Genomic DNA, 21,329 nt, shown 5'->3' on the forward strand with positions numbered 1-21,329 from the left:
GCTCCCGTCATCCTGACTTTCGTCAGGATGACGGGAGGGGCGAGTGGGGTCTCGCGGGCATGGCCTCGCTTGAGCGGCCGCGCTCAGATCACCTTCATGTCAGCCTGGTAATGGTGCCAGAGGAAGATCGCCGCCGCGCCGCGGTGCGGGCGCCAGGCTTCGGCGAGTTCGCGAGTCATCTTCTCGCTCGGGCGGGCGTCGTGGCCGAGGATGCGGCCGATCTCGATCTGGACCGCGAGGTCGCCCGCGGGCCAGATGTCGGTGCGGCCCTCGGCGAACAGCAGGTAGATCTCCGCCGACCAGCGGCCGATTCCCTTGACCCGGACCAGCGCGGCGATCGCCTCCTCGTCGTCGGCGGGCAGGTTCGTCAGGTCGAGGCGGCCGCTCGTCACCTCGTCGGCGAGGCTGCGGGCATAGCCGAGTTTCTGCCGCGACAGCCCCGCGCTGCGCAGCGTCTCGTCGCTGGCGGCGGCGATGTTGGCGGGGTCCGCGGCACCGCCGACGAGCGCGTCGAGCTTGTTCCAGACCGATTGCGCGGAGGCGACGCTGACCTGCTGGCCGAGGATCGTGCGAAGCAAGGTCGCGAAGCCGCGCTCGCTGATCCGCGGGGCAGGGTGGCCCTTGTTCGCGACCGCCACCGCGAAGGCGGGTTCGATCGCACACAGCGCGGTCATGGCAGCCTGCAACTGGTCGGCGTTCAGGCCCATGACGCGAACCTTGCAGCTTGATCGGGGCGGCGGCGCGCGGCATGGACCGCGCACGGTTTTTCGGAGGACAGCATGCCCAAGCTTATCGTCGTGACGCGGGACGGGGAAGAACGCGAGCTCATGGGCGAAACGGGTCTTTCGGTCATGGAAGTGATCCGCGACGCCGGGATCGACGAGATCCTCGCTTTGTGCGGCGGCTGCTGCTCCTGCGCCACCTGCCACGTCCATGTCGACCCGGAATTTGCGGCCAAACTCAAGCCGATGAGCGAGGACGAGAACGACCTGCTCGATTCGACCAGCGACCGCGACGACTATTCGCGACTGTCGTGCCAGATCGACATGACCGACGCGCTCGACGGGCTGAAGGTCCGGATCGCCGCCGAGGATTGATCTGGTCCCTTGGGACGGGCGGTTGGGGCGGGGGTTTCGATCCCCACGCCCCTCACCCTTCCCACCGCTGCGCGGCGGGCCCTTTCCCTCTCCCCCGGGGGAGAGGGGGAGATAGTTAGCGCGTCGTCACCGCGTAGAGTGCGATCGCCGCGGCGTTCGAGACGTTGAGGCTCTCGACCTTTTCCGAGATGGGGAGCTTGGCGAGTTCGTCGCAGTGATCCTCGGTGTTCTTGCGCATGCCTTCGCCCTCGGCACCGAGCACGATCGCGACGCGCTGCGTGCCCATCGCCTCGGACAACGTCTGCGTCGCATGGCCCGTGAGGCCGATCCGCCAGAACCCGGCTTCGGCGATTTCCTCGAGCGCGCGGGCGAGATTGACCACGCGGATCCACGGCACCGTCTCGAGCGCACCCGACGCGGCACGGGCGATCGTGCCCGATTCGGGCGGCGCGTTGCGGTCGGGGGTGACGATGCCGAGCGCATCGAACGCCGCCGCCGAGCGCAGGATCGCGCCGACATTGTGCGGATCGGTCACGCCGTCGAGGATGACGAGCGGACGGTTGTCGTCCTTGCCATGCTCGAGCAGGTCGGCGAGCCACATGTCTTCGAGCGGCTCGACCTCGATCACCACGCCCTGATGCGGGGCGTCGCCCGGCACCAGCCGCGCGAGATCGGTGGCCTCGGCGAAGGTCACCGGCACGGCCGCGGGCAGATCGAACCCGGCCAGCGCCTCGCGCGTGCCCATGATCTTGCGCACCGTGCGTTCGGGATTGGCGAGCGCTGCGCCCACCGCATGCTTGCCCCAGAAGCGCGGACGCCCCGCGGGGGCCTTGCTCGGCCGATGGCCCTTGCGTGCTGCCATCAGAGCGCTCCCGTCATCATATCAGTCATCGTCATCGCTATATCCATAAGGGTCGGTCACCACCGGCTTGGTCGGCAGTGGCGTGCGTGGCAGCGCCTTGTCCGCATTCGCCGCGCTGAGCAACACCGATGCGAGCACGATCGACGCCTGGCGCATGTCCTCGGCCTTCAGGTGATCGAAGGTGTCGGCCGACGTATGATGGATCCGGCTGCCATAATCGAGCGGATCCTGGATGAACTGGAACCCCGGCACGCCGACCTGTTGCAGGAAGACGTGATCGGTGCCGCCGGTCGGCCGCAGGACGACGTTCGATGCGCCCATCGACGCGAACGGGCTGAGCCAGTCGCGAAAGATCGGCACGACCGCGGGGTTGGTCTCGGCATAGAGCCCGCGCAATTTGCCCGAGCCATTGTCGATGTTGAAATAGGCGGCGAGGTCGGCATGACCCGGCAGCGGGGTGATCGGCCATTTCTGCGAAAAGCCGTAATAGCTCTGCATCCCGGTCTGCGGCGGGTCGTTGGGGCTGCCGCGTGTCGCCAGATGGCGGGTGACATAGGCCATCGAACCGAGAATGCCCTGCTCCTCGCCCGACCAGAGCGCGAACCGGATCGTCCGCTTCGGGCGGACGCCGGTTGCGGCCAGGATCCGTGCGGCCTCCATGATCATCGCCGAGCCCGCCGCATTGTCGGCCGCGCCGTCCGCGGCGACCCAGCTGTCGAGATGCGCGCCCGCCATGACATAGCCGGCCTTCGGATCGGTCCCGGGAATGTCGGCGATGATGTTGTACGCCTGCGCATCGCTGTCGTCGAAGCGGACGTCGCTGACGATCTCGAGCGTCGGGGCGGGGCCCGCCTTGGCGAGCCGCGCGAGGCGTCGATAATCCTCCGCGGCGATCTGCACGCCCGGCAGCGCAGGCGTGTCGCCGACACCGAACAGATAGCCTTCGCCGCTGACCAGCTTGCCGTCGTGATAGGCCATCGTCGCGGTCGCGACCGCGCCTTCGCTTTTCAGGAACGCATCGAGTTTCTTCGAGAAATCGAGCCGCTTCATCCGGCGGTCGGCGGCATCGGGGTCGTAATTCGGCTGCTGAAACCGGTCGAGCCTCGCGATATCCTCGCCGCTCAGCCGCTTGAAGGCGGGCTCGGCAGGTTCGTCACCGGTGCCGGGCCGCGTGAGCATCACGATCTTGCCGCTGAGCTTGCCGCGCCATTTCGCGAAGTCGCGCTCGCGCGCCATCGGTGCGACGATCACGGCCGCGCTCAGCGCGGTGCCGTTCGTGCCGGGAGTCCAGGCAATGGGAATCGCGGTCAGCTGCACCACCCGCGGGGTCGTCATCCGCACGCTCGACCGTTCGATCGACCAGCCTCGACCGAATGCGAACCCTTCCTTGTGGACATTCGTGAGGCCCCAGTCGGCGAAGCGGCGCTGCGTCCATGCCTCGGCCGTGCGCATCGACGGCGAATTGGTGAGCCGCGGGCCGATCACGTCGGTCAGATGCTGGACGGTCACCATGACCTGGCTGTGGTTGGTCCCTTCGTCGATGATGCGGTTGACCATGGGTTGATCAGGCTTTGCGGTGCCGCCACGCTCCTTGGCGGCCGCGGGGCTGAGCGCGATGATCGTTACGGTTGCGGCGAAAATGGCAAGTCGGCACGGACGCGATTGGTGCATGAAGGTCCCCCTGGGCAATTTTTTATGCATGAAAGGCTATGCGGGGGCGGAAGTTGGCGCAACCCGCGTTGACAGCACCGACAAGCTTCGCCATTGAGCCGCCTCGCTCGAAAGAGTGGCCCCTTTGGACAGGTGGCCGAGTGGTTAAAGGCAGCAGACTGTAAATCTGCCCGGGTTTCCCGTACGCTGGTTCGAATCCAGCCCTGTCCACCAACACTACATATCAGGTTGTCTCAACCGGTCTCACAGGAGACCGGCAACCCCTGATTTGTGGGTTGTTCGTCGTCTCACAGCGTCGCAAAGCATCTCCATGCAGCGCGATCGATTCGGGGGCACATTTGGGGCACTGGCCGATGCCCCTGGGGGCACCGGATGCTGACCGATACGGCCTGCAAGAAAGCCAAACCTCAGGAAAAGCCGTACAAGCTGGCGGACGCGCAGGGCTTGTACCTGTACGTGACGCCCACCGGCTACAAGAGCTGGCGCTGGAAGTACCGATTCGCTGGCAAAGAGGGGCGCTTGGTGTTCGGTGCCTATCCAGAGATCACTCTGGTCGAGGCACGGAGCCTGCGGGAAGCAGCCGCGCGGCAGTTGCGAAGCGGAGTGGATCCCTCGGTAGACAAGAGGCAGCGGGTCGCGGCTCATCTGGCGCGGGCAGGGAGCACGTTCGAAACGGTAGCGAACGACTGGTATACCAGCCAGGAGCGGACATGGTCGCCGCGGTATGCGAAGATTGTCCGACGCAGTCTGGACCAGGACGTTTTTCCAAAGCTCGGCAGCTTGCCCATCGAATCAATCACGACGCCGCTCGTGTTGCAGGTCTTGCGGCCGATCGAGCAGCGGGGCGCGATCGAAACGGCTCACCGCGTGCGGCAGAGAATCTCCGAGATCTTTGCGCGAGCGATAGCCAGCGGCGTTGCGACCAACGACCCGGCAACGATCGCTGCACGGGCGCTGGCGAAGGTGAAGAAGGGCAAGTTTCCCGCTGTACGTACGATGGAAGCCGCGAGAGCGGTTCTGCGCAAGGTCGAGGAACAGCCGGGGCATCCGCTGACGAAACTGGCGTCGCGATTGCTGGCGCTCACCGCGGTTCGATCGGGCGTCCTCAGGCTGGCCGAGTCGAAGGAATTCGAGGATCTCGACGGTGCCAACCCGATCTGGCGAATCCCGGCCTCCAAGATGAAGCTTGTGCTCGAACGCAAGGAAGACGCTGCGTTCGAATTCATCGTGCCACTGGCGCCGCAGTCGGTGGAGCTGGTCAGGCTGGCGATCGAGTTCACTGGTGCGCATCAGCCATTGATCTTCCGGAGCGTTCGGCATCCGCGGAAGCCGATCAGCGACAGTACGATAAGCAAAGCATATCGCGAGGCCGGCTTTTCCGGCGTGCATGTGCCGCACGGTTGGCGATCAACCTATTCGACCATTATGAACGAGTTGGCCGCGGTGGAGAATCGCGTCGGCGATCGACCAATTATCGATCTGATGCTCGCTCATGTTCCGGAGGGGGTGGAGGCCGCGTACAATCGCGCCGCTTATATGCCCCGTCGGCGCGAACTGGCGTGCGAGTGGGCGGGTATGTTGGTGCAGGACCTGGCGCCGCCGGAATCGTTGCTGACGGGGCTCCGGCAACACGCCTGACTTGCAAAGGAGCCGTGGCATGACCGCGCGTTCCTTCAACGAGGTCACCACCGGCATCCGCGACCGCGCGCGATCCGGCTCGTCGGTTCGCCGCAATAGCCACAATGCCGGTGGGTCCGAAGTGTCCCTCTGGCGCACGCACAACACGTTTCCGAAGACCGAACATAACGCGCGGATGCGCGCAGCCGAGGCGTTCGAACATGAAACCAAACTACCGGGGAAGCGTAACGGCGCCCTGGGCACGATAGGCCTTGAAGTGCTGCGCTGCCTGCTTCGCCTGCGCGGCCGTAAGGACGGCCGACTCGATCCGACCTATCAGTGGATTGCGGACAAGATACATCGTTCGCGTAGCGCCGTCGGTGAGGCGCTCGATCGACTGAAGGCATGCGGTTTTCTCGAGTGGATCCGGCGCTGCGTACCGATCGAGGATGCCTTGCCCGACGAGCAACAGAGCGAACAGATCTCTAACGCCTTCATCCTGCTGCAGCCGCCAACGGTGCGCGAGTGCGTTCGCCGCATGCTCCGTAAGCCGAGCGAGTTCGTCCGCGCTGTTGCCGAGAAGCTCTCGCGCCAGAAGAAGCTGGACACCGCGACAGTCGACGACGTGATCGCCGAGGTCCAGAGCCCCGAGCTGCGCGCCATCCTCGCACGCGTCCGCGCTTTTGTTGATAGTGCAAATCCGCCGAGCGGTCACACAGAGACCCTGTAAGATCTAAATATAAAAGGAACGCCTATGGCGTGCGCAGCTTGAAGCTCCACCAAGCCCCCGAGGCCCCGAACCCAACAGGTTCAGCATCCGGCGACCGCGGGTGAGCGTGCCGGCTTGCGCCGTCCCGCGCATCCTGGGGAGAATGCGCAAATTCGGTGCCATTCCGAGAACCACGTCGTCCCCATTGCAGGGGCGCGATCTGCACCGAACTGCACCGGCGTATGAGCTTCAAATACCGCAACCCGGCCTAGGACCTGGGCCGGTTTCCGCAGGTTGTATGATCGCACCTTTTGCGACACGAAAAGACCGCGGGCGAGGCGGGGGGAATAGCGTGTTAAATGGGGTGGCAGGTGCATCAATCTGCATAACCGTAGGACGGATCATTGCAGGATGGACGCCACTTAATCACGCCACCGCGCATCGGATTTCCCGACTGCATCAAAAGGCACATAAGCCAGCGGGTGAGGAAGGGGGCTTACGCCGTATTTGTGTATGCAATTCGTAACCGACGAGATTGGTGGAATGCGGACGTTGCCATAAGCGGGGCACTGTCGTTATCGTCTATGATGGATTGGTCGCAGATCGCCACAGATTCAAAGTCCGACGGCTCGCTGCGCGACATCTACATCCTAGGCACGTCGATCGACGATTGGGCGCTCATCTGGAATGTGTTGACCGCCTCGGGCAGTTTGGCGTTCGACGTTGACGGCATAGCTCGAACGCCGCCTGCTGATGTGCGAGAAGCGTTCGCCCTTCATGCCTCACACTCAGTGACCGCCTGTTATCGGCTCGGGAAACAGCGGCTTAACTGCCATTTCTTCGTCGAAGAGGAGGTGGAATTCGACCTTGATCCCAAGGACGTTGACGGGCTGGTTGAGGCCGAACGTCTAGGTCAATTTCTTGTCGATTTAGGACGGATGACCTCCAAGGAGGTTCGGCTAACCGCGGAGAACGAGCGGGAGGCTGTGATCGCGCGCTACAGCCCAATATCTGACAGCGTCATCTGGTCTGCGGTCCCATAGTGCTACGTCTGCTTCTGAGCGATAGCGGACATTCGGGATCAGGGACGTTTCGTGTTAGGCGAACATAAAGGCGGTTGAAGCGCCCACCCTAGCACCCGCAAGTTTGCGCGCGGTGCGTGGTACATTAACCCGCCGATCGCGCGATATGGCGTCTCCGTGCTGAAACGCAGAATAGCGGTAGCACTTCCTTCGTCGTCATCAGGCGAAAGGGATAACTCGAATGGACCGCTGCGATCTTCTTCTTGGCTAAGGAATGTTCGGAGCGCATCACCGCGCCCAAACAGCACCACTGATTGAGATTTTACTTCCCCCATGCTCGCTACGCATTGCGGGATTGTAGGTGGCGTGGCTAACATTCGCTAGTTGTAACGGAGTGCCAAGCGTCTGGAAATGGGCGACAGCGGTCCGGCCGCTTTTTAGCTGGGTGTCGCGCCCTGTCGTCAAACATACGATTGGCGACACGCGCTAGCGCGGCCCGCCTCTGTCATGCTTGGACCGAGCAGTCTTAGTCCTGCCATATGATCATTGTGGTCTCCGCAACCGGATAAATCGCAACCTGCCAGCATCGCTCGATTCGGTTTCCGGTCGGGCCGTTCAGTTTTATGCTACTAGAAGTATCTAGCTGCCGTTAGTTCGAAACGACTGCGCTTTATCGCGTATAATCCGATAGACGAGCTAACGCGATTATACGTCCAGTTTAACTGTGGAGAAAATCCCATAACTCGTATCTTACGGTTGCCCAGTGTTGTCCGTATGACTAAACGGGTGTCACGCCGCGACTTGACATCGAATATCAGCAGCGGGGCATCAAAAACTGCTCGGGACATCCCTAAGCTGCCGCCTATATTGAAGCCGTGGCGCAGTTCGCCGCCAACACCCAAATTGCCGCCAACCTCGATGTTGGAAAAGGCGTCTTCTCGCAACCATTCACGTCGAAAAAACGGCCCAGCAGAAACAACCAGCGTTCGCGCTATAGCGTGCTCGATCGTTCCATATAAACCGCCTTGCCAGCCATCGTAGCCGCGGTCGAAATAAGCTCGAACATGGCGAACATCAACTTGGTAGCCAAAGCGATCGCGTTTGCCGAGGACCATTTGCCCCCCGGTCCGCGCGCCAATCTGAGCGGTCGCCGCCTTCCCGCCGAACCAACGGCGTGCATAGACACCTTCAAGTGAAACGCTGCTGGTTGGAGTGACGCGATATTCGCCCCCGGCCGATGTCTGCACGTTGTAATCATCAAACTGACTGCCACTGTAGTTCGACCCATTCGCGTCGAACTCCGCAAGCGCAGATACTGTTTTCGAGATGGGAAGACGCAACCCGGTGGAAAGCTGGGCAGTCAGCCCGACGCCCGAGTGAGCTTTCGCTTCGTCGTTCAGATCCGCTTGATAAGCGCTGTCACCGAGCAAGACCGTTACGGATTGAGCCGATGTTGCGTTGTTTATGTTAGTATCAGGTGCGATGCCGATATTCAGGTCAAGACGCCAAGTCCTTCCGCTCCGTATCGTGTCGCGTACCGTGCGTATCGTCCTGGCGATCTGCTGAGGCAGTTCCGTATCCTGCTGAGCAATTCGTAGCTGGCGATCGGCGCTTGCCGTCTTTTTTAAAGCTATCAACGCCTGCGCCAATTCAAGGCGGACTCTGGTCTGGGCGGGATCGTTGGCCAAAATTGCCATGAATTGATTCACTGCACCGGCGTAGTCGCCGGTCCGGGAGGCTATCAACCCTCCCAGAAATTCTGTTTGTAACTTGAACCCAGGCGCAAGACGCAATGCTTCTACAAGAGGTAAAGCTTCCGCATAATGCCTCTCAAAAATCAGACGTTCCGCCGCCGCCAGTAGCTGCGGCGGCGTTAGCTCAATACGACAAGTACCGGCGGAACAGTTGCCTTCCGGAGCGGCAGACGCCGGCGATGCACAGGCAAATATCGCCGTGCCGGCGATTAGCACGAAGCGCATGTCGAGGAATCCTCGTCAAAGCTCACTACTTTTTCACGCCTATAAAACCGCCGAGAATATCAATCCGCTGATTTGGTATCCCGCCTACAATCCGGAAGTTGCCGCCGACGTTCTTCGCATCCGGACCATAAAACGTACCGTCGATCGAGCTCGCACCTGCGGTGGCCGTACCCGCACTGACAGACGTGAAATCGATCGGAGTAGCCGTGCCGTTGCTAGAGAAGGCGGCTGAAGCAAACTTGCCGCTAAAAGCTGTCGAGGCTGATGTCCAACCGGCCGAGCCAGCCGCAGTGAAGCTTGAGCCGGAGGGCACACTTAGCGCAGAATCCGCCACAGGCTTATTCTGAACGAATGCAGGGCCGACTTTGCCAGAAAGACTCAGCGAAAGAGTGCGTTTCGCAAAGTCCACTTCTACCGCACTTATTCCTTCCAGCCACTGCTGCACCCGAGCTGAATTGCCTTGCTGAGCGATCATGGTCGCCAGGAACTGGCCGTCGAAATGTGCAGCCCCCTTCGTCGGCGTTTGCGTGGTCGTAGAACGCGTTCCAAAAACCAGCACCCCTTGTTCGGCCAGAGACGAGCCATCCTCACTTGCCTGGCTTCGCTCAAACCCCGCGAGCGAGACAAATGATCCGCTGCTATTTGGGCGTTTGTAGAAAAAGGTCAGCGGAACGGTGCCATCAAGAACATGAAGATAATTGAAGCCGGCCAATAGTGGTACTTGGCGTTCTACATTATTGGCATCCGCTGTCGTCCGGTGCCCCGGGTCTTGGAACGTGATGTTTCTAGAAACATTTGCTTTGCTATCTGCGATCGTCATTACGAAAACCCCGTCACGGGGGTCATAGCTGATCGTTCCCGAGGGGGCTTCAACGGTACTTGCGTTGCCTTGGTAAAGCGACGAGCCATCCGCGTTGACTGCAAGCGAATGCACGGCACCGACGGCGTCAAACTTTGTTGCCGTAGAAACGTCGAAAAGATTGGTCTGCGTGCTATTTGGCGTTTGCGTAGGTGTGGGGGTTGGCGTCAACGAGATCACAGCCCCACTTGGTGCGGAAGATCCTATGGAACTGACGTTTCCGCCGGCCCCGCCACAAGCGGCGAGCGGTAAGGAAAGAGCAATAATTACAGCGCGCATCGGAAACTCCACGGGCAAATCACAACGCCGGAGGTACCGCGTCATGATTAACAATCTGTCATTGTTGAACCCGGTCGCGGTACTTAGCCCGGCTTCGAGAGAGCCCACTAACCGAACGGGGCTGGATGCCTCGCTGAACGGACAACGGCGGCAGACAACGGATTTCTGGCGGTTTTGACTGGGACGGCTTCAGCGCGGTCGATGACATTCATGAGCAGGCCATGGACGGAATTGGAACGTCTAGTTCTGGTGGAAAGCTGTCAGTCCGCTTTCGGGAGGCGAACGGAGTAAGCGGACGTTCGTTCAGGAGGCGGGCAGGAGCCCGAAGGGCCGCTTTCTGGTGGGAAGCGGCCCGTTCGCTATCGGGAATTGATCACGGTAAGCTGCCGTTCGTTCAGACGACGTGGCAGTGAGCCTTCGCGATCCATGTTCCGTCGGATGTGCCCGGCCTAACGCCAGGAGATCTGGCGATCATAGGCCAGGCGTGCACGGCGTACTTGTATCACCAGCTTCGTCGCCCGCACCTGCTTGATGACCTACTAAGTGCACTCAAGGAGATTATCGACCGACATTGAGCCAAAGGCCGAGAAGCTGTCGGCGATGGCACCTGCCTGTCCACAAGCGCGTCCGCATACCGGTCGGCAAGCGCGGGACTGAGCACCAGATCAATGCGAAGACCAGCGTTCCTGATATGCTCATGGGTTGCACGTCATCCACGATCGTAGCTTGGCCGATTGTCGTATCCGCGGTTATGCGGCGACCACAAGCTTGACCAGCGTCCCGGGCTTCAGCGGCCCGTCAGCCGGAAGGCCGTTGATGACGATAAAGCGTTCACGCTTGCTGTCGGCTACTGCCATGCGCTGACTCAACGTATCGATCGTGTCCCTTGCGCCAACAGTGACGATCCGGATGACCTTGCGACCCTCCTTGCCGTCAGCATAAGGCAGGCCATCGAGCATGCGGAGGAACGCCGTATCCTGGGTGATTGCCAGCTCTGGCTTGCCAGTGGCCTTCGCCAGTGCCTCTGCGCGCTGCACTCGATCGGCTCCATTTGGATGCGTCGATGCCCATGTCGGCGCAGACCGTGCGGTGCCGCTGGCTTGCGCCGTCAGCCCGGTCGATTCATCGAGGGCCGCCAGGATGTCGGCCGAGGCATAGGGTGAGTAGCCTGCAGCGGTAATGTAGCGGACGCCAAGCGCGTCGGCCTGATATTCCTGATCGCGTCCGTACTTCAGAGTGTACAGCTGCGCGCCCGTGCCGGCGATCCGGGTCGCGAGGTCGCTTTTCGTAGCCAGGCTCACGCCACGAGCAAGCAGGCCACCGATCGTCGCACGCGTATTGCGCGAGGCGGCGTGGCGGGCGGCGACATGGCCTACCTCATGGCCCATCACGGAGGCGAGTTCTGCCTCCGAGGTCATCAGTGCGAGAAGCTGACGGGTGACGTAGATGTACCCGCCCGGGATGGCGAAGGCGTTCTCGACCGGGGAGTCTAGCAGGGTAACGGTAAAGTCGCTGCCCGCATTCGACAGGCCAGACTGGACCGCCACACGCTTGCCGACGCGTTCGACAAATGTCGCCTGCGGCCCCTTATATGCACCGCCGAACTCCGAGAGCAGTTGCGGATGAGCCTTATTGCCCTGCGCCTTGTCGGTCGCCGAAATCCATCTAACCGTGTTCTGGGCGGTAACAGGGGCAACGGGTGCGAGCAGGAATGCGCTGGCTAGCAGTACGGCGATGTGACGGCGGATCATGAAGCTCTCCCGGTAACGACGGTATAAAGCGACCCTTACACCGTTGTTCCGGATGAGCATCGATACCGTTCTGCACTGATTACCGATCGTCTTGCCCGTTGCTAGCACCAAAGCTCAAAAGAAAACTAGGGCTGCTGCCTGCAATTCCATCGGCGCCGGGATTCACCGCTCCAGCTGACTTCGTCGAACCAAATGCAGCCGCTGATAAACGGGGCATTATAGCGGCGGTTTCTGAACGCAGGTCCGAGATTGGGGGATGAAAGCCGGCGGTGAGTGGCCGGAACTGGGTATTTTGCTACCCAACCCGCCGGGAGCACATCCCTCAACCGCCCTCCGAACAAGACGCACGATACTGCGCCCGCTCGGCGTAGATTTCTGATTCCGGGAGTGCCAGTCGCTAAGCTAGATTGTCAGTTCTCAGTGCAAACTGCCCTCGGGCAGGATTTGATCCGCGCGAGCGACCAGCGTCGATATCAAGCCGGAATACCCCGTATGGTCGTCGCGTGCCGCGGCGACGGCTTCGCCGATCAGCAGCAGCGATGGATCGCTATCGCTGATCGTCTCGACCAGGAAGGCGAGCGCCGACAATCGCCCTCGGATGATGCGTTCGCTCGGGAGAGAGACGTTGACCGCGACCATCACCGCGGTGTCGGGCGCCCGACCGGCTGCGATCAAATTGCGCGCGATCTCGCCGGCGGCGGCGCGGCCCATATAGATGGCGAGTGTGGCATCGGGTGCGGCGAGGGCGGCCCAGTCGAGGTCGAGCGCTTCGCCGGCGCGGGCGTGCGCGGTCACGAAGGTGAGTTTGCGGGCGAGGCCGCGGAGCGTCAGCGAAGCGACGCCCGATGCTGCAGCGGCGCTGGCGGCGGTGATGCCGGGGCATATCCTCACTGCGATGCCGTTCGCGGCAAGATGCTCCATTTCCTCGGTCGAGCGGCCGAAGATCGAGGGATCGCCCCCCTTCAGGCGCACGACGCGCTTGCCCGCTTTCGCGGCGGTGGCGAGCAGGGCGTTGATCGATGCTTGGTCCTTCGAATGGCGGCCAGACCGCTTGCCGACGCCGACCCGCTCGGTGCCGGGGGGTATGAGCGCCAGGATTCCGGGGCCGACCAGCGCGTCGGAAAAGACGATGTCGGCGTCGGCGAGCAGTCGCTCGGCTTTCCGCGTCAGCAGATCGGGGTCGCCGGGGCCGGCACCGACGAGCCAGACCGAACCGGGTGGGAAATCATGCGGCATGCGTAGATCCTTCGATGGCGAGGAGTTTGGCAAGGGCAGGGCGGCACGACCCGCAATTCGTGCCCGCGCCGAGTGCCGCGCCGATCGCAGGCACGTCGGCGAGATGCTGGTTGGCGATCGCCGCCAGGATGGTCTTGAGGCCCACGTCGAAACAGGCACAGACGATCGGCCCACGGTCGACCTGCACGCCCGCGGTCCGCCCGGCGAGCAGCGTCGGGGCGGCGATCGCTTCGCCAAGTTGCGCGACGAGCCAGTCTCGCGGGGGGAGCCGGCCGTCGCGCGTGACGAACAGCACCGCCGCGAGCCGGCCGTCGTCGAGAGTTGCGATCCGGCGGCTGCCACGCGCCGCGTCGATCGCCTCGATTCGCTGGCCTTTGGGCAACAACGCGTCGAGCGCGTCGGCGTCGCCCGTGCCTGCCATATCCCATGCGCTTCCGCATGGAACCGCCACACGTGTTGCCCAGAGGCAGTCGGGTCGGGTCGCGAGCTCACCGCGGACGATGATGAAGCCACGCCACGCTGCTTCTACATGGTCGATCTTGGCCGGCGTGAACTTGAAGCCGGGCTGTCCGGAAACCGGATCGGCGAGTGGGCGGGGGAGGAGGCCGGCGCGCCCACCCGTCGCGGTGCTATCGGTCCAGTGGATCGGCACGAACAGTTCGCCCGCCCGCTGCGTTGTGACGATCGTCGCGCGGAACAGGCTGGTGCCTTGCGGCGTCGTCACGCGTGCCAGACCGCCGTCGACGATCCCGAGTCGGGCGGCGTCGTCGGGATGGATCTCGACCAGCGGCTCCTCGCGGTGGTGCGCGAGCTTGGGTGACAGGCCGGTGCGGGTCATCGTGTGCCAGTGGTCGCGGTAGCGCCCGGTGTTGAGCGTCATCGGCCATTTGGCGAGCGGGGCCGCGACCGGCTTCTGCGCGACGGGTATCAGCCGCGCACGGCCGTCCGGTGTCGAGAAGCGCCCATCGGAGAACGGCGTGCCTCCCCAGCGGGACGGCGCCATCGCTGCATAATCCGCATTGCCCTTGGCGGCATGGCCGGGGAGCGCGAACAGGCGCGTGCCGTCATTTTCATAGGCGGACAGGCGGCAATGCTCGCGCCAGATTTCGGCCGGGCGATCATAGGGGAAGGCGGTCTTCCACCCCATCCGGCGCGCGACTTGCGTGACGATCCACCAGTCGGGCTTTGCGTTGCCGGGTACGGCCATAAAGGCCCGCTGGCGGCTGATCGTGCGGTCGGAATTGGTCACGGTGCCGTCCTTCTCGCCCCAGGCCGCGGCGGGCAGACGGACATGCGCGTGAACCGACGTGTCGGTGGTTTCGATCACGTCGGAGACGACGACGAACGGGCAATCGGCCAGCGCCTCGCGCACGCGCCCGGCGTCGGGCATCGAAACGGCAGGGTTGGTCGCCATGATCCAGATCGCCTTGATCCGGCCGTTGCCGAGTTCGCGGAAGAGGTCGACCGCCTTAAGCCCGGGCTTGGCCGCCATGTTGGGTGCTGCCCAGAAGCGGCCAACGCGCGCGATATTCTCGGGCGTGAAATCCATGTGCGCGGCAAGGCTCGAGGCGAGCCCGCCGACCTCGCGGCCGCCCATCGCGTTGGGCTGGCCGGTGATCGAAAAGGGGGCCGCGCCGGGCTTGCCGATCCGCCCGGTGGCGAGGTGGAGGTTGGTGATCGCGTTGACCTGGTCGGTCCCGGACAGCGATTGATTCACGCCCTGGCTGAACATCGTCACGGTCTTCGGCGTGGCGGCGAACAGTTCAAAGAAGCGCCTGAGGTCTTGCGGCAGCACGTCGCACACGCGCGCCACCGACCACAGGTCGCTCCCCTCTCCGACCTGGTCCCAGAAATCGTCGGGTGTCGCGACGTGGCGCTCAAGATAGTCGTGGTCGATCACACCCGCGTCACGACACCACGCCAGCAGACCGTTCATCAGCGCGACGTCCGTGCCGGGCCGGATCGCGAGATGCAGGTCGGCTTCGTCCGCGGTCTCCGTGCGGCGCGGGTCGATCACGACCAGCTTCGCGCCGGCGTCGCAGCGCGCACGGATGCGCTGATAGACGACCGGGTGGCACCAGGCGGTGTTCGACCCGACCAGCACGATCAGGTCGGCGGCGTCGAGATCGTCGTAAGCGGCGGGTACGATGTCTTCGCCGAACGCGCGCGTGTGGCCGGCGACCGCGCTGGCCATGCAGAGCCGCGAATTGGTGTCGATGTTCGCCGCGCCAATAAACCCCTTCATCAGCTTGTTGGCGACGTAATAGTCCTCGGTCAGCAACTGGCCGGAGACGTAGAAGGCGACGCTGTTCGGGCCGTGCTGCGCGATCGTGTCGCGGAAGCGCTTGGCGACGAGGCCGAGCGCCTTGTCCCAAGAGACCGCGCGCTTGCCGATCATCGGGGTGAGCAGGCGACCTTCGAGGCCGATGGTTTCGCCGAGATGCGTGCCTTTCGAACAGAGCTTGCCGGCGTTGGCGGGGTGGTCGGGATCGCCCTTGATATCGACGCTTCGCTCGCCGGTCGGGGTCGCGAGGATGCCACAGCCGACTCCGCAATAGGCGCAGGTGGTGCGGACGGGCGCGCTCATTAGCCCTCTCCCCGTCGGGGAGAGGGTTGGGTGGGGGGCCGTTGGGAAGCGCAGCACGCACCCCAACCCCTCACCCCGACCCTCTCCCCGACGGGGAGAGGGAGCAGTGACGCGATCACGCCGCCGCCTTCATCGTTGCGGTGCGGCAGATCAGCACCCTGCCGCCCGACACCTTGACGGGGATCACCGGCGTACAGCCCTTGTCCTCGCCAAGCGCCTCGCCCGTATCCAGCGCGATCCGCCAATTGTGCAGCGGGCATGCCACCGCGCCGCCATGGACGATCCCCTGCGACAGCCGCCCGCCCTTGTGCGGACAGCGATCGGCGAGCGCGTAGACACGCCCGTCGCCGGTGCGGAACACCGCGATGTCGTCGCCACCGGCCACCTGCACCGTGCGGCTGCCGCGGACCGGGATCTCGTCGACCCAGCCGATATCGAGCCATTCGCCGATCATGCCATTTCCCTCGTTGCATCGATGGGGGTGAAGCGCGCCATCGGTGCATGCTGTTCGCGGTGCTCGCCCGCCGCGCGTGCCGCCCAGGGATCGTCCTGCGTGAATTGCTGCGAGAACAGGAACCGTGCCGCCAGCGCATCGCGGCCCTCGGCATCGTCGGCGATCCGCTCGCGAATATAGGCCACGCCGATCCGCTCGATCCACGGCGCGGTGCGCTCCAGATAGCGCGCCTCTTCGCGGTACAATTGGATGAACGCGGCGCAATAGTGCATCGCCTCTTCCTCGGTCGCGACCTTGCACAGGAAATCGGTCGCGCGGACCTTCATCCCGCCATTGCCGCCGACCGACAGCTCGTAGCCGCTGTCGACGCAGACCACGCCAAAATCCTTGATCGTCGCCTCGGCGCAATTCCGCGGACAGCCCGAGACCGCGATCTTGAACTTGTGCGGCATCCAAGATCCCCAGGTCATCCGCTCGACCTTGACGCCGAGCCCGGTCGAATCCTGCGTCCCGAACCGGCACCAGTCCGACCCGACGCACGTCTTCACGGTGCGCAGCGACTTGCCGTACGCATGCCCGCTGACCATCCCGGCGGCGTTGAGATCCGCCCAGACCGCGGGCAGATCCTCCTTCTTGATCCCGAAGATGTCGAGCCGCTGGCCGCCCGTCACCTTGACCATCGGCGCGTCGTATTTCTCGACGACGTCGGCGATCGCGCGCAACTCGCGCGGGTTGGTGAGCCCGCCCCACATCCGCGGCACGACCGAATAGGTGCCGTCCTTCTGGATGTTGGCGTGCACCCGTTCGTTGACGAACCGGCTCTGCTGGTCGTCCTTATAGTCGCCGGGCAGCGCGCAGAGCAGATAGTAATTGAGCGCCGGCCGGCACGACGAACACCCGTCGGGCGTCGACCAGCTCATCTTCTGCATCACTTCGGGGATCGATCGCATGCTCTGCGCGACGATCTCGCGGCGGACGTCGTCGTGGCCGAAGCTGGTGCATTTGCACATCGTCTTGACCGTGCGTTCGCCCGAATAGTCATCGCCTAATGTGACCGCGAGCAGCGTCTCGACCAGCCCGGTGCACGACCCGCACGATGCGGACGCTTTGCACGTCGCGCGAACCGCATCCAGCGTCGTATTGCCGGCGCCGATGCACGCCACGACCTTACCCTTGGTGACGCCGTTGCAGCCGCAGATCTCCGCATCGTCGGAGAGCGCCGCAACGGCCGCCTTAGGGTCCGCTTGCGCTCCTCCAGAGGCGAAGGACTGGCCGAAGATCAGCATGTCGCGGATGGGCGCGATATCCTCGCCGCGCTTCAGCAGGTCGAAATACCAGCCGCCATCGCTGGTGTCGCCGTACAGCACCGCGCCGACGATCCTGTCGTCCTTGACCACCACGCGCTTGTAGATGCCGCGCGACGCATCGCGCAAGACGATGTCCTCCGCGCCGGCACCGCCCGAGAAATCGCCCGCGGAGAACACGTCGAGCCCGGCGACCTTCAGCTTGGTCGAGGTCACCGATCCGCGATAGCCGCTGTGACTGTCGGTCAGCCCGTCGGCGAGCGCGCGGCACATGTCCCACAGCGGCGCGACGAGGCCGTAGATATTGCCATCATGCTCGACGCATTCGCCGACCGCGAGGATCGACGGGTCGCTAGTGATCATATGGTCGTCGACCTTGATCCCGCGGCCGATCTCCAGCCCGGCGTCACGCGCGAGCGCCACCGACGGACGGATGCCGACCGCCATCACGACCAGGCTCGCGGGGATCAGCGTGCCGTCCTTGAGCCGCACGCCTTCGACACGGGTGTCGCCGACGATCTCGGCGGTATTCGCCTCGGTCAGGATCACCTGGCCGCGCGCCTCCAGTGCCGATTTCAGCAACCAGCCCGCCGCCTCGTCGAGCTGGCGTTCCATCAGCGTCGGCATCAGGTGGATCACGGTCACCTTCATGCCGCGCAAGGTTAGGCCATGCGCGGCCTCCAGCCCGAGCAGCCCGCCGCCGATGACGACCGCCGCGCCCCCCTTGCCGGCGGCCTCCAGCATGTGATCGACATCGGCCATGTCGCGGAAGGATATGACGCCGGGCAGGTCCTTGCCGGGGACGGGGATGATGAACGGATCGGAGCCGGTCGCGATCAGCAACCTGTCGTATGATACCGTCAGCCCGGACCGCGCGGTGACGGTCTTGGCCACGCGGTCGATCGCCTGCACCGGATCGCTGGTCACCAGTGCGATCGTGTTGCTGGCGTACCAGGCATGATCGTTGATGACGATCTGCTCGAACGTCTTCTCGCCCGCCAGCACCGGCGACAGCATGATCCGGTTGTAGTTCACATGCGGCTCGGCGCCGAAAATGGTGACGCGGTAGCGGGTCGGGTCGCGCGCGATCAGCTCCTCGACCGCGCGACAGCCGGCCATGCCATTGCCAATCACGACGAGGTGTTCGCGCGTGTCGAGGTCCGCGGTGATGCCGTGATGATCCATCAGATCGCCCAATCTAGTTGAAGCCAAAATTTACGGGTATCGACCGCGAACAGGTCCGCGTCGTAATCGGCGTAGCGCAGCGTCGCAGTGGTCCGCCCAAGCTTCGCCGAGGCGAGCAGATCGACTTCGTTGCCGTAGTGGCGAACCAGTCGATCGCTCTCGAACCGATGGTAAACGCCCTGCAGCGATACCCCCTGGAGCACGCCGATCATCTTCCAGCCCCAGCCAGCGCTGGCATAGGCATCGCGGACGCCGTCGGCGGGCGTGGTCAGGAACTTGTCGGCCCAGCCCTGGAACTTGAACAGGCTGCTGAGCGGCGTCTGGAAGGAGGTGAGCGCGCCGCCGCCGCTTGCCCCCAGCACCTCGTATCCCGCGCCGAGCTTCGGGCCGTTCAGGTCGAGGGCGAGATCGGCGAGATAATAGTCGGCCGCATAGCGGTTGGGGTTGCGATGCCAGTCGGACTGGCGGGCATAGCTTGCCTGGTAGGCGAGCTTCGCGCCTCCGAGCGCCTGCGCGCCGGCGAAGCGCACCCCGTATGTCTGGCTCGACAGGCGGTAGCCCTGCACCGCCGCCTCGTCCTGGTCGATCAGGTACGCAAAGCCGGTCGCGGTGCCGATCGCTGTCTTGTATCCCAGGTTCGCAAAGACATTGTTGCCGGCAATCCCCTGCTGGCGCGCTCCCACGCCGTCGATGCCCCAGATCGTGCGGACATCCCAGGCGTAGGTGACGTCGGCCTTGAGGTTCTTCACCGCGGTCCATTCGATGCGGACCGCGTCATAGGTCTGCGCATTCTGGCGGAACGGCGCGCTGCCGACGAAACGTTCGTCATCGAGCGCGATCCGCTGTCGCCCGGCGGTAATCGCGACGGCCGGCGTGCGGTACTGGACCTGCGCGAGATACAGCCCGACGGACTGCGGATCGGCGACCAGCGGCCGGGTCGCGCTTCCGTGCAATCCGTCATAATAGTTACCGACGATCGCGAGATTGGCCTGCGCCTCCGCCAGAGCGGACCAGTGCCCGCGAGTCGCCTGCACGCCGGCGCGGACCCGCATCGTCACCGCATCGGCATCGTCGGCGATGCGGTCCTGGTCGACCGTCTCGTAGCGGAGGCGGGCATCGACGACGGGCGCCAGCGTCACCGTCTGCGCCACCGCCGGTGCGGCGCTGGCGAGCAGCACACCGGTGAGGACCAGTCGCTTCATGCCACCACCGCAGCGGTTGCGCGACCATCGCCAAGACGCCGGGCATCGAGCGCCGCGTCAAGCAGGAGGCGCTCATCCGACTTGTGCGCTGCAGAGAAGCGGACCGCGAGTGCGCAGAACGCGGTGCCCGCGACGATGTAGCCGAGCACGATCAGGCATTGCTGCGGCGTCGCCGATGCCTTGTTAAGGAACCCCGCCGCAACTGCGCCGATATTGCCGCCCGCACCGATCAGCCCGGCGACCCCGCCCAGCGCCTTGCGGTCGACGAACGGCACCAGCGCATAGGTCGCACCGCACGCCATGTGCGTGAACAGCCCGAACATCGTCATCGCGAGGATCGCCAGCGTGACGCTGCCGGCATTCCCGAACAGCACCAGCCCGACACCCTCGCCGAGCATCAGCCCGAACAGCAGCAACGCCCGACCGTCGAGCCCCTTGGCGAGCGCGATCCGGTCGCTGGCGATGCCGCCGAGCGCGCGGGCGAACAGCGCTAGGCCGCCAAAGATCCCGGCGGCGAGCCCGGCGCTGGTGAGCGACAGCCCGAACCGATCGACGTAATAGCTGGCGGCGATGTTGTGGATGAAGATTTCGACGCCGAAGCAGGCGCCGTAGGTCGCGGCGAGCATCCACGTCCGGTAGTTGGCTGCGGCGCGGCGGAAGATCGCCATGCCCGTTGCCTTGCCGCCGTCGAGTTCGATGCCGGCCGCGCGGAGGTCGACGATGTCGCCCTGCGGCGTGTCCTGCGTGTAGCGCGCATAGACGACCGCCATCGCGACCATCGCCACACCCGGCACGAACATCGCCGCGCGCCAGCCCCAGGCGTGCTCGACGCCAAGCCCGATCATTGCCGCAACGACTAGGGGCATCAGGCTCTGTGCCGCGCCACCCCCTGCGTTGCCCCAGCCGCCGACGGTTGCGTTGGCGGTGCCGACGATGTTGGGCGCGAACATCACGCTGGTGTGATATTGCGTGATGACGAACGAGGCCCCGATCGCACCGATCGCAAGACGGAAGAACAGGAACGCCTCGTAGGTCTGGGCGAAGGCGAGCCCGAACACCGGTATCGCGCCGAGCAGCAGCAGCCACGTATAGGTGCGACGCGGCCCGAATCGATCGCAGAGCGGCCCGACCACGAGCCGTACGAGGATCGTGACGGCCACCGCGGCGATGTTGATATTGGCGATCTGGTCCTTGCTCAGCCCGAGCTCGGCCTTGATGAGCGGCATCATCGGGGCGGCGGCGAACCAGGCGAAGAAGCACACGAAGAACGCGAGCCACGTGACGTGGAAGGCGCGCATCTGCGGCGTGGCGGCACGGAACAGATCGATCCTCGTGGCCTTCGATCCGGTGACGTCGATCCCCGGTGATGCGAACAGCATGATGTTTTCCCCCATCTGCGTTGGACAAAGAAAAAGCCGCCCCGACGGCGACCTTGCGGACGCATCGGAGCGGCTTCGTTGCCTATGGACGATCGGTGAACCGTCCTACGCGGGCTGGTCCCTTCGTTGGAACCCG

At 64.0% G+C, this 21,329-nt stretch carries 16 protein-coding genes and 1 tRNA gene; 5 read left to right on the forward strand and 12 right to left on the reverse strand.

Annotation, left to right across the window (positions count from 1 at the left end; translation table 11 throughout):
• Window positions 1-83: 83 nt before the first annotated feature.
• Window positions 84-707 carry a DNA-3-methyladenine glycosylase family protein gene (locus IFT87_RS08375; RefSeq protein WP_031440548.1) on the reverse strand — a complete coding sequence of 208 codons (624 nt, stop codon included), beginning with the start codon at window positions 705-707 and terminating at the stop codon, window positions 84-86.
• A gap of 72 nt (window positions 708-779) precedes the next feature.
• Between IFT87_RS08375 and IFT87_RS08380 the strand changes: the two genes are divergently transcribed.
• The gene (locus IFT87_RS08380; protein WP_031396278.1) at window positions 780-1,097 is read left to right on the forward strand and encodes a 2Fe-2S iron-sulfur cluster-binding protein; all 318 of its coding nucleotides are present in this window, start codon (window positions 780-782) and stop codon (window positions 1,095-1,097) included.
• 115 nt (window positions 1,098-1,212) lie between these two features.
• Here the strand turns inward: IFT87_RS08380 and rlmB are convergent, their stop codons facing one another.
• Both rlmB and IFT87_RS08390 read right to left on the reverse strand, forming a co-directional pair.
• On the reverse strand, window positions 1,213-1,959 hold the full coding sequence (gene rlmB / locus IFT87_RS08385; protein ID WP_031440547.1) for a 23S rRNA (guanosine(2251)-2'-O)-methyltransferase RlmB: 747 nt from the start codon (window positions 1,957-1,959) through the stop codon (window positions 1,213-1,215).
• Between the two features lie 21 nt (window positions 1,960-1,980).
• Window positions 1,981-3,630, reverse strand: coding sequence for a M20/M25/M40 family metallo-hydrolase (locus IFT87_RS08390; RefSeq protein ID WP_192008110.1), 1,650 nt, complete (start codon window positions 3,628-3,630; stop codon window positions 1,981-1,983).
• A 126-nt stretch (window positions 3,631-3,756) separates the two neighbouring features.
• On the opposite strand from IFT87_RS08390, the gene IFT87_RS08395 reads away from it, so the two are divergent.
• The 4 genes from IFT87_RS08395 (at window position 3,757) to IFT87_RS08410 (ending at window position 6,999) form a co-directional block, all read left to right on the forward strand.
• Window positions 3,757-3,843, forward strand: a tRNA-Tyr gene (locus IFT87_RS08395).
• Window positions 3,844-4,002: 159 nt separating this feature from the next.
• Window positions 4,003-5,268, forward strand: a complete 1,266-nt coding sequence (locus IFT87_RS08400; protein ID WP_192008111.1) for a tyrosine-type recombinase/integrase — start codon at window positions 4,003-4,005, stop codon at window positions 5,266-5,268.
• Window positions 5,269-5,287: 19 nt separating this feature from the next.
• Window positions 5,288-5,977 carry a replication protein A gene (locus tag IFT87_RS08405; protein WP_192008112.1) on the forward strand — a complete coding sequence of 230 codons (690 nt, stop codon included), beginning with the start codon at window positions 5,288-5,290 and terminating at the stop codon, window positions 5,975-5,977.
• Window positions 5,978-6,540: 563 nt separating this feature from the next.
• Window positions 6,541-6,999, forward strand: a complete 459-nt coding sequence (locus IFT87_RS08410) for a hypothetical protein (RefSeq protein WP_249403242.1) — start codon at window positions 6,541-6,543, stop codon at window positions 6,997-6,999.
• A gap of 608 nt (window positions 7,000-7,607) precedes the next feature.
• On the opposite strand, the gene IFT87_RS08415 is transcribed toward IFT87_RS08410, so the two are convergent.
• The 9 genes from IFT87_RS08415 to IFT87_RS08455 form a co-directional block, all read right to left on the reverse strand.
• Window positions 7,608-8,957, reverse strand: coding sequence for a surface lipoprotein assembly modifier (locus IFT87_RS08415; protein ID WP_192008114.1), 1,350 nt, complete (start codon window positions 8,955-8,957; stop codon window positions 7,608-7,610).
• A 25-nt stretch (window positions 8,958-8,982) separates the two neighbouring features.
• Window positions 8,983-10,095: a transferrin-binding protein-like solute binding protein gene (locus IFT87_RS08420; protein ID WP_192008116.1), complete on the reverse strand. Its 1,113-nt coding sequence runs from the start codon at window positions 10,093-10,095 to the stop codon at window positions 8,983-8,985.
• Between the two features lie 749 nt (window positions 10,096-10,844).
• Complete coding sequence (locus tag IFT87_RS08425; RefSeq protein WP_192008118.1) at window positions 10,845-11,846, reverse strand: M48 family metalloprotease; 1,002 nt, start codon at window positions 11,844-11,846, stop codon at window positions 10,845-10,847.
• Window positions 11,847-12,263: 417 nt separating this feature from the next.
• Entirely contained in the window at window positions 12,264-13,082 is an 819-nt protein-coding gene (cobA, locus tag IFT87_RS08430; RefSeq protein ID WP_192008120.1) for a uroporphyrinogen-III C-methyltransferase, read from the reverse strand.
• Window positions 13,072-15,669: a nitrate reductase gene (locus tag IFT87_RS08435; RefSeq protein ID WP_192008122.1), complete on the reverse strand. Its 2,598-nt coding sequence runs from the start codon at window positions 15,667-15,669 to the stop codon at window positions 13,072-13,074. Before IFT87_RS08435 ends, cobA begins: the two co-directional genes overlap by 11 nt.
• Before the next feature lie 115 nt (window positions 15,670-15,784).
• Entirely contained in the window at window positions 15,785-16,123 is a 339-nt protein-coding gene (gene nirD, locus IFT87_RS08440) for a nitrite reductase small subunit NirD (RefSeq protein WP_192008124.1), read from the reverse strand.
• Window positions 16,120-18,612, reverse strand: a complete 2,493-nt coding sequence (nirB, locus tag IFT87_RS08445; RefSeq protein ID WP_192008126.1) for a nitrite reductase large subunit NirB — start codon at window positions 18,610-18,612, stop codon at window positions 16,120-16,122. The genes nirD and nirB overlap by 4 nt, the downstream gene beginning before the upstream one ends.
• Complete coding sequence (locus IFT87_RS08450; protein ID WP_192008128.1) at window positions 18,612-19,814, reverse strand: alginate export family protein; 1,203 nt, start codon at window positions 19,812-19,814, stop codon at window positions 18,612-18,614. The genes nirB and IFT87_RS08450 overlap by 1 nt, the downstream gene beginning before the upstream one ends.
• Entirely contained in the window at window positions 19,811-21,193 is a 1,383-nt protein-coding gene (locus tag IFT87_RS08455; protein ID WP_192008130.1) for an MFS transporter, read from the reverse strand. The genes IFT87_RS08450 and IFT87_RS08455 overlap by 4 nt, the downstream gene beginning before the upstream one ends.
• Between the last annotated feature and the right edge of the window lie 136 nt (window positions 21,194-21,329).

Origin of the sequence: Sphingomonas sp. CFBP 8765 (genome assembly GCF_014841445.1) — a bacterium.
Taxonomy (GTDB): Bacteria; Pseudomonadota; Alphaproteobacteria; order Sphingomonadales; family Sphingomonadaceae; genus Sphingomonas; species Sphingomonas aerolata.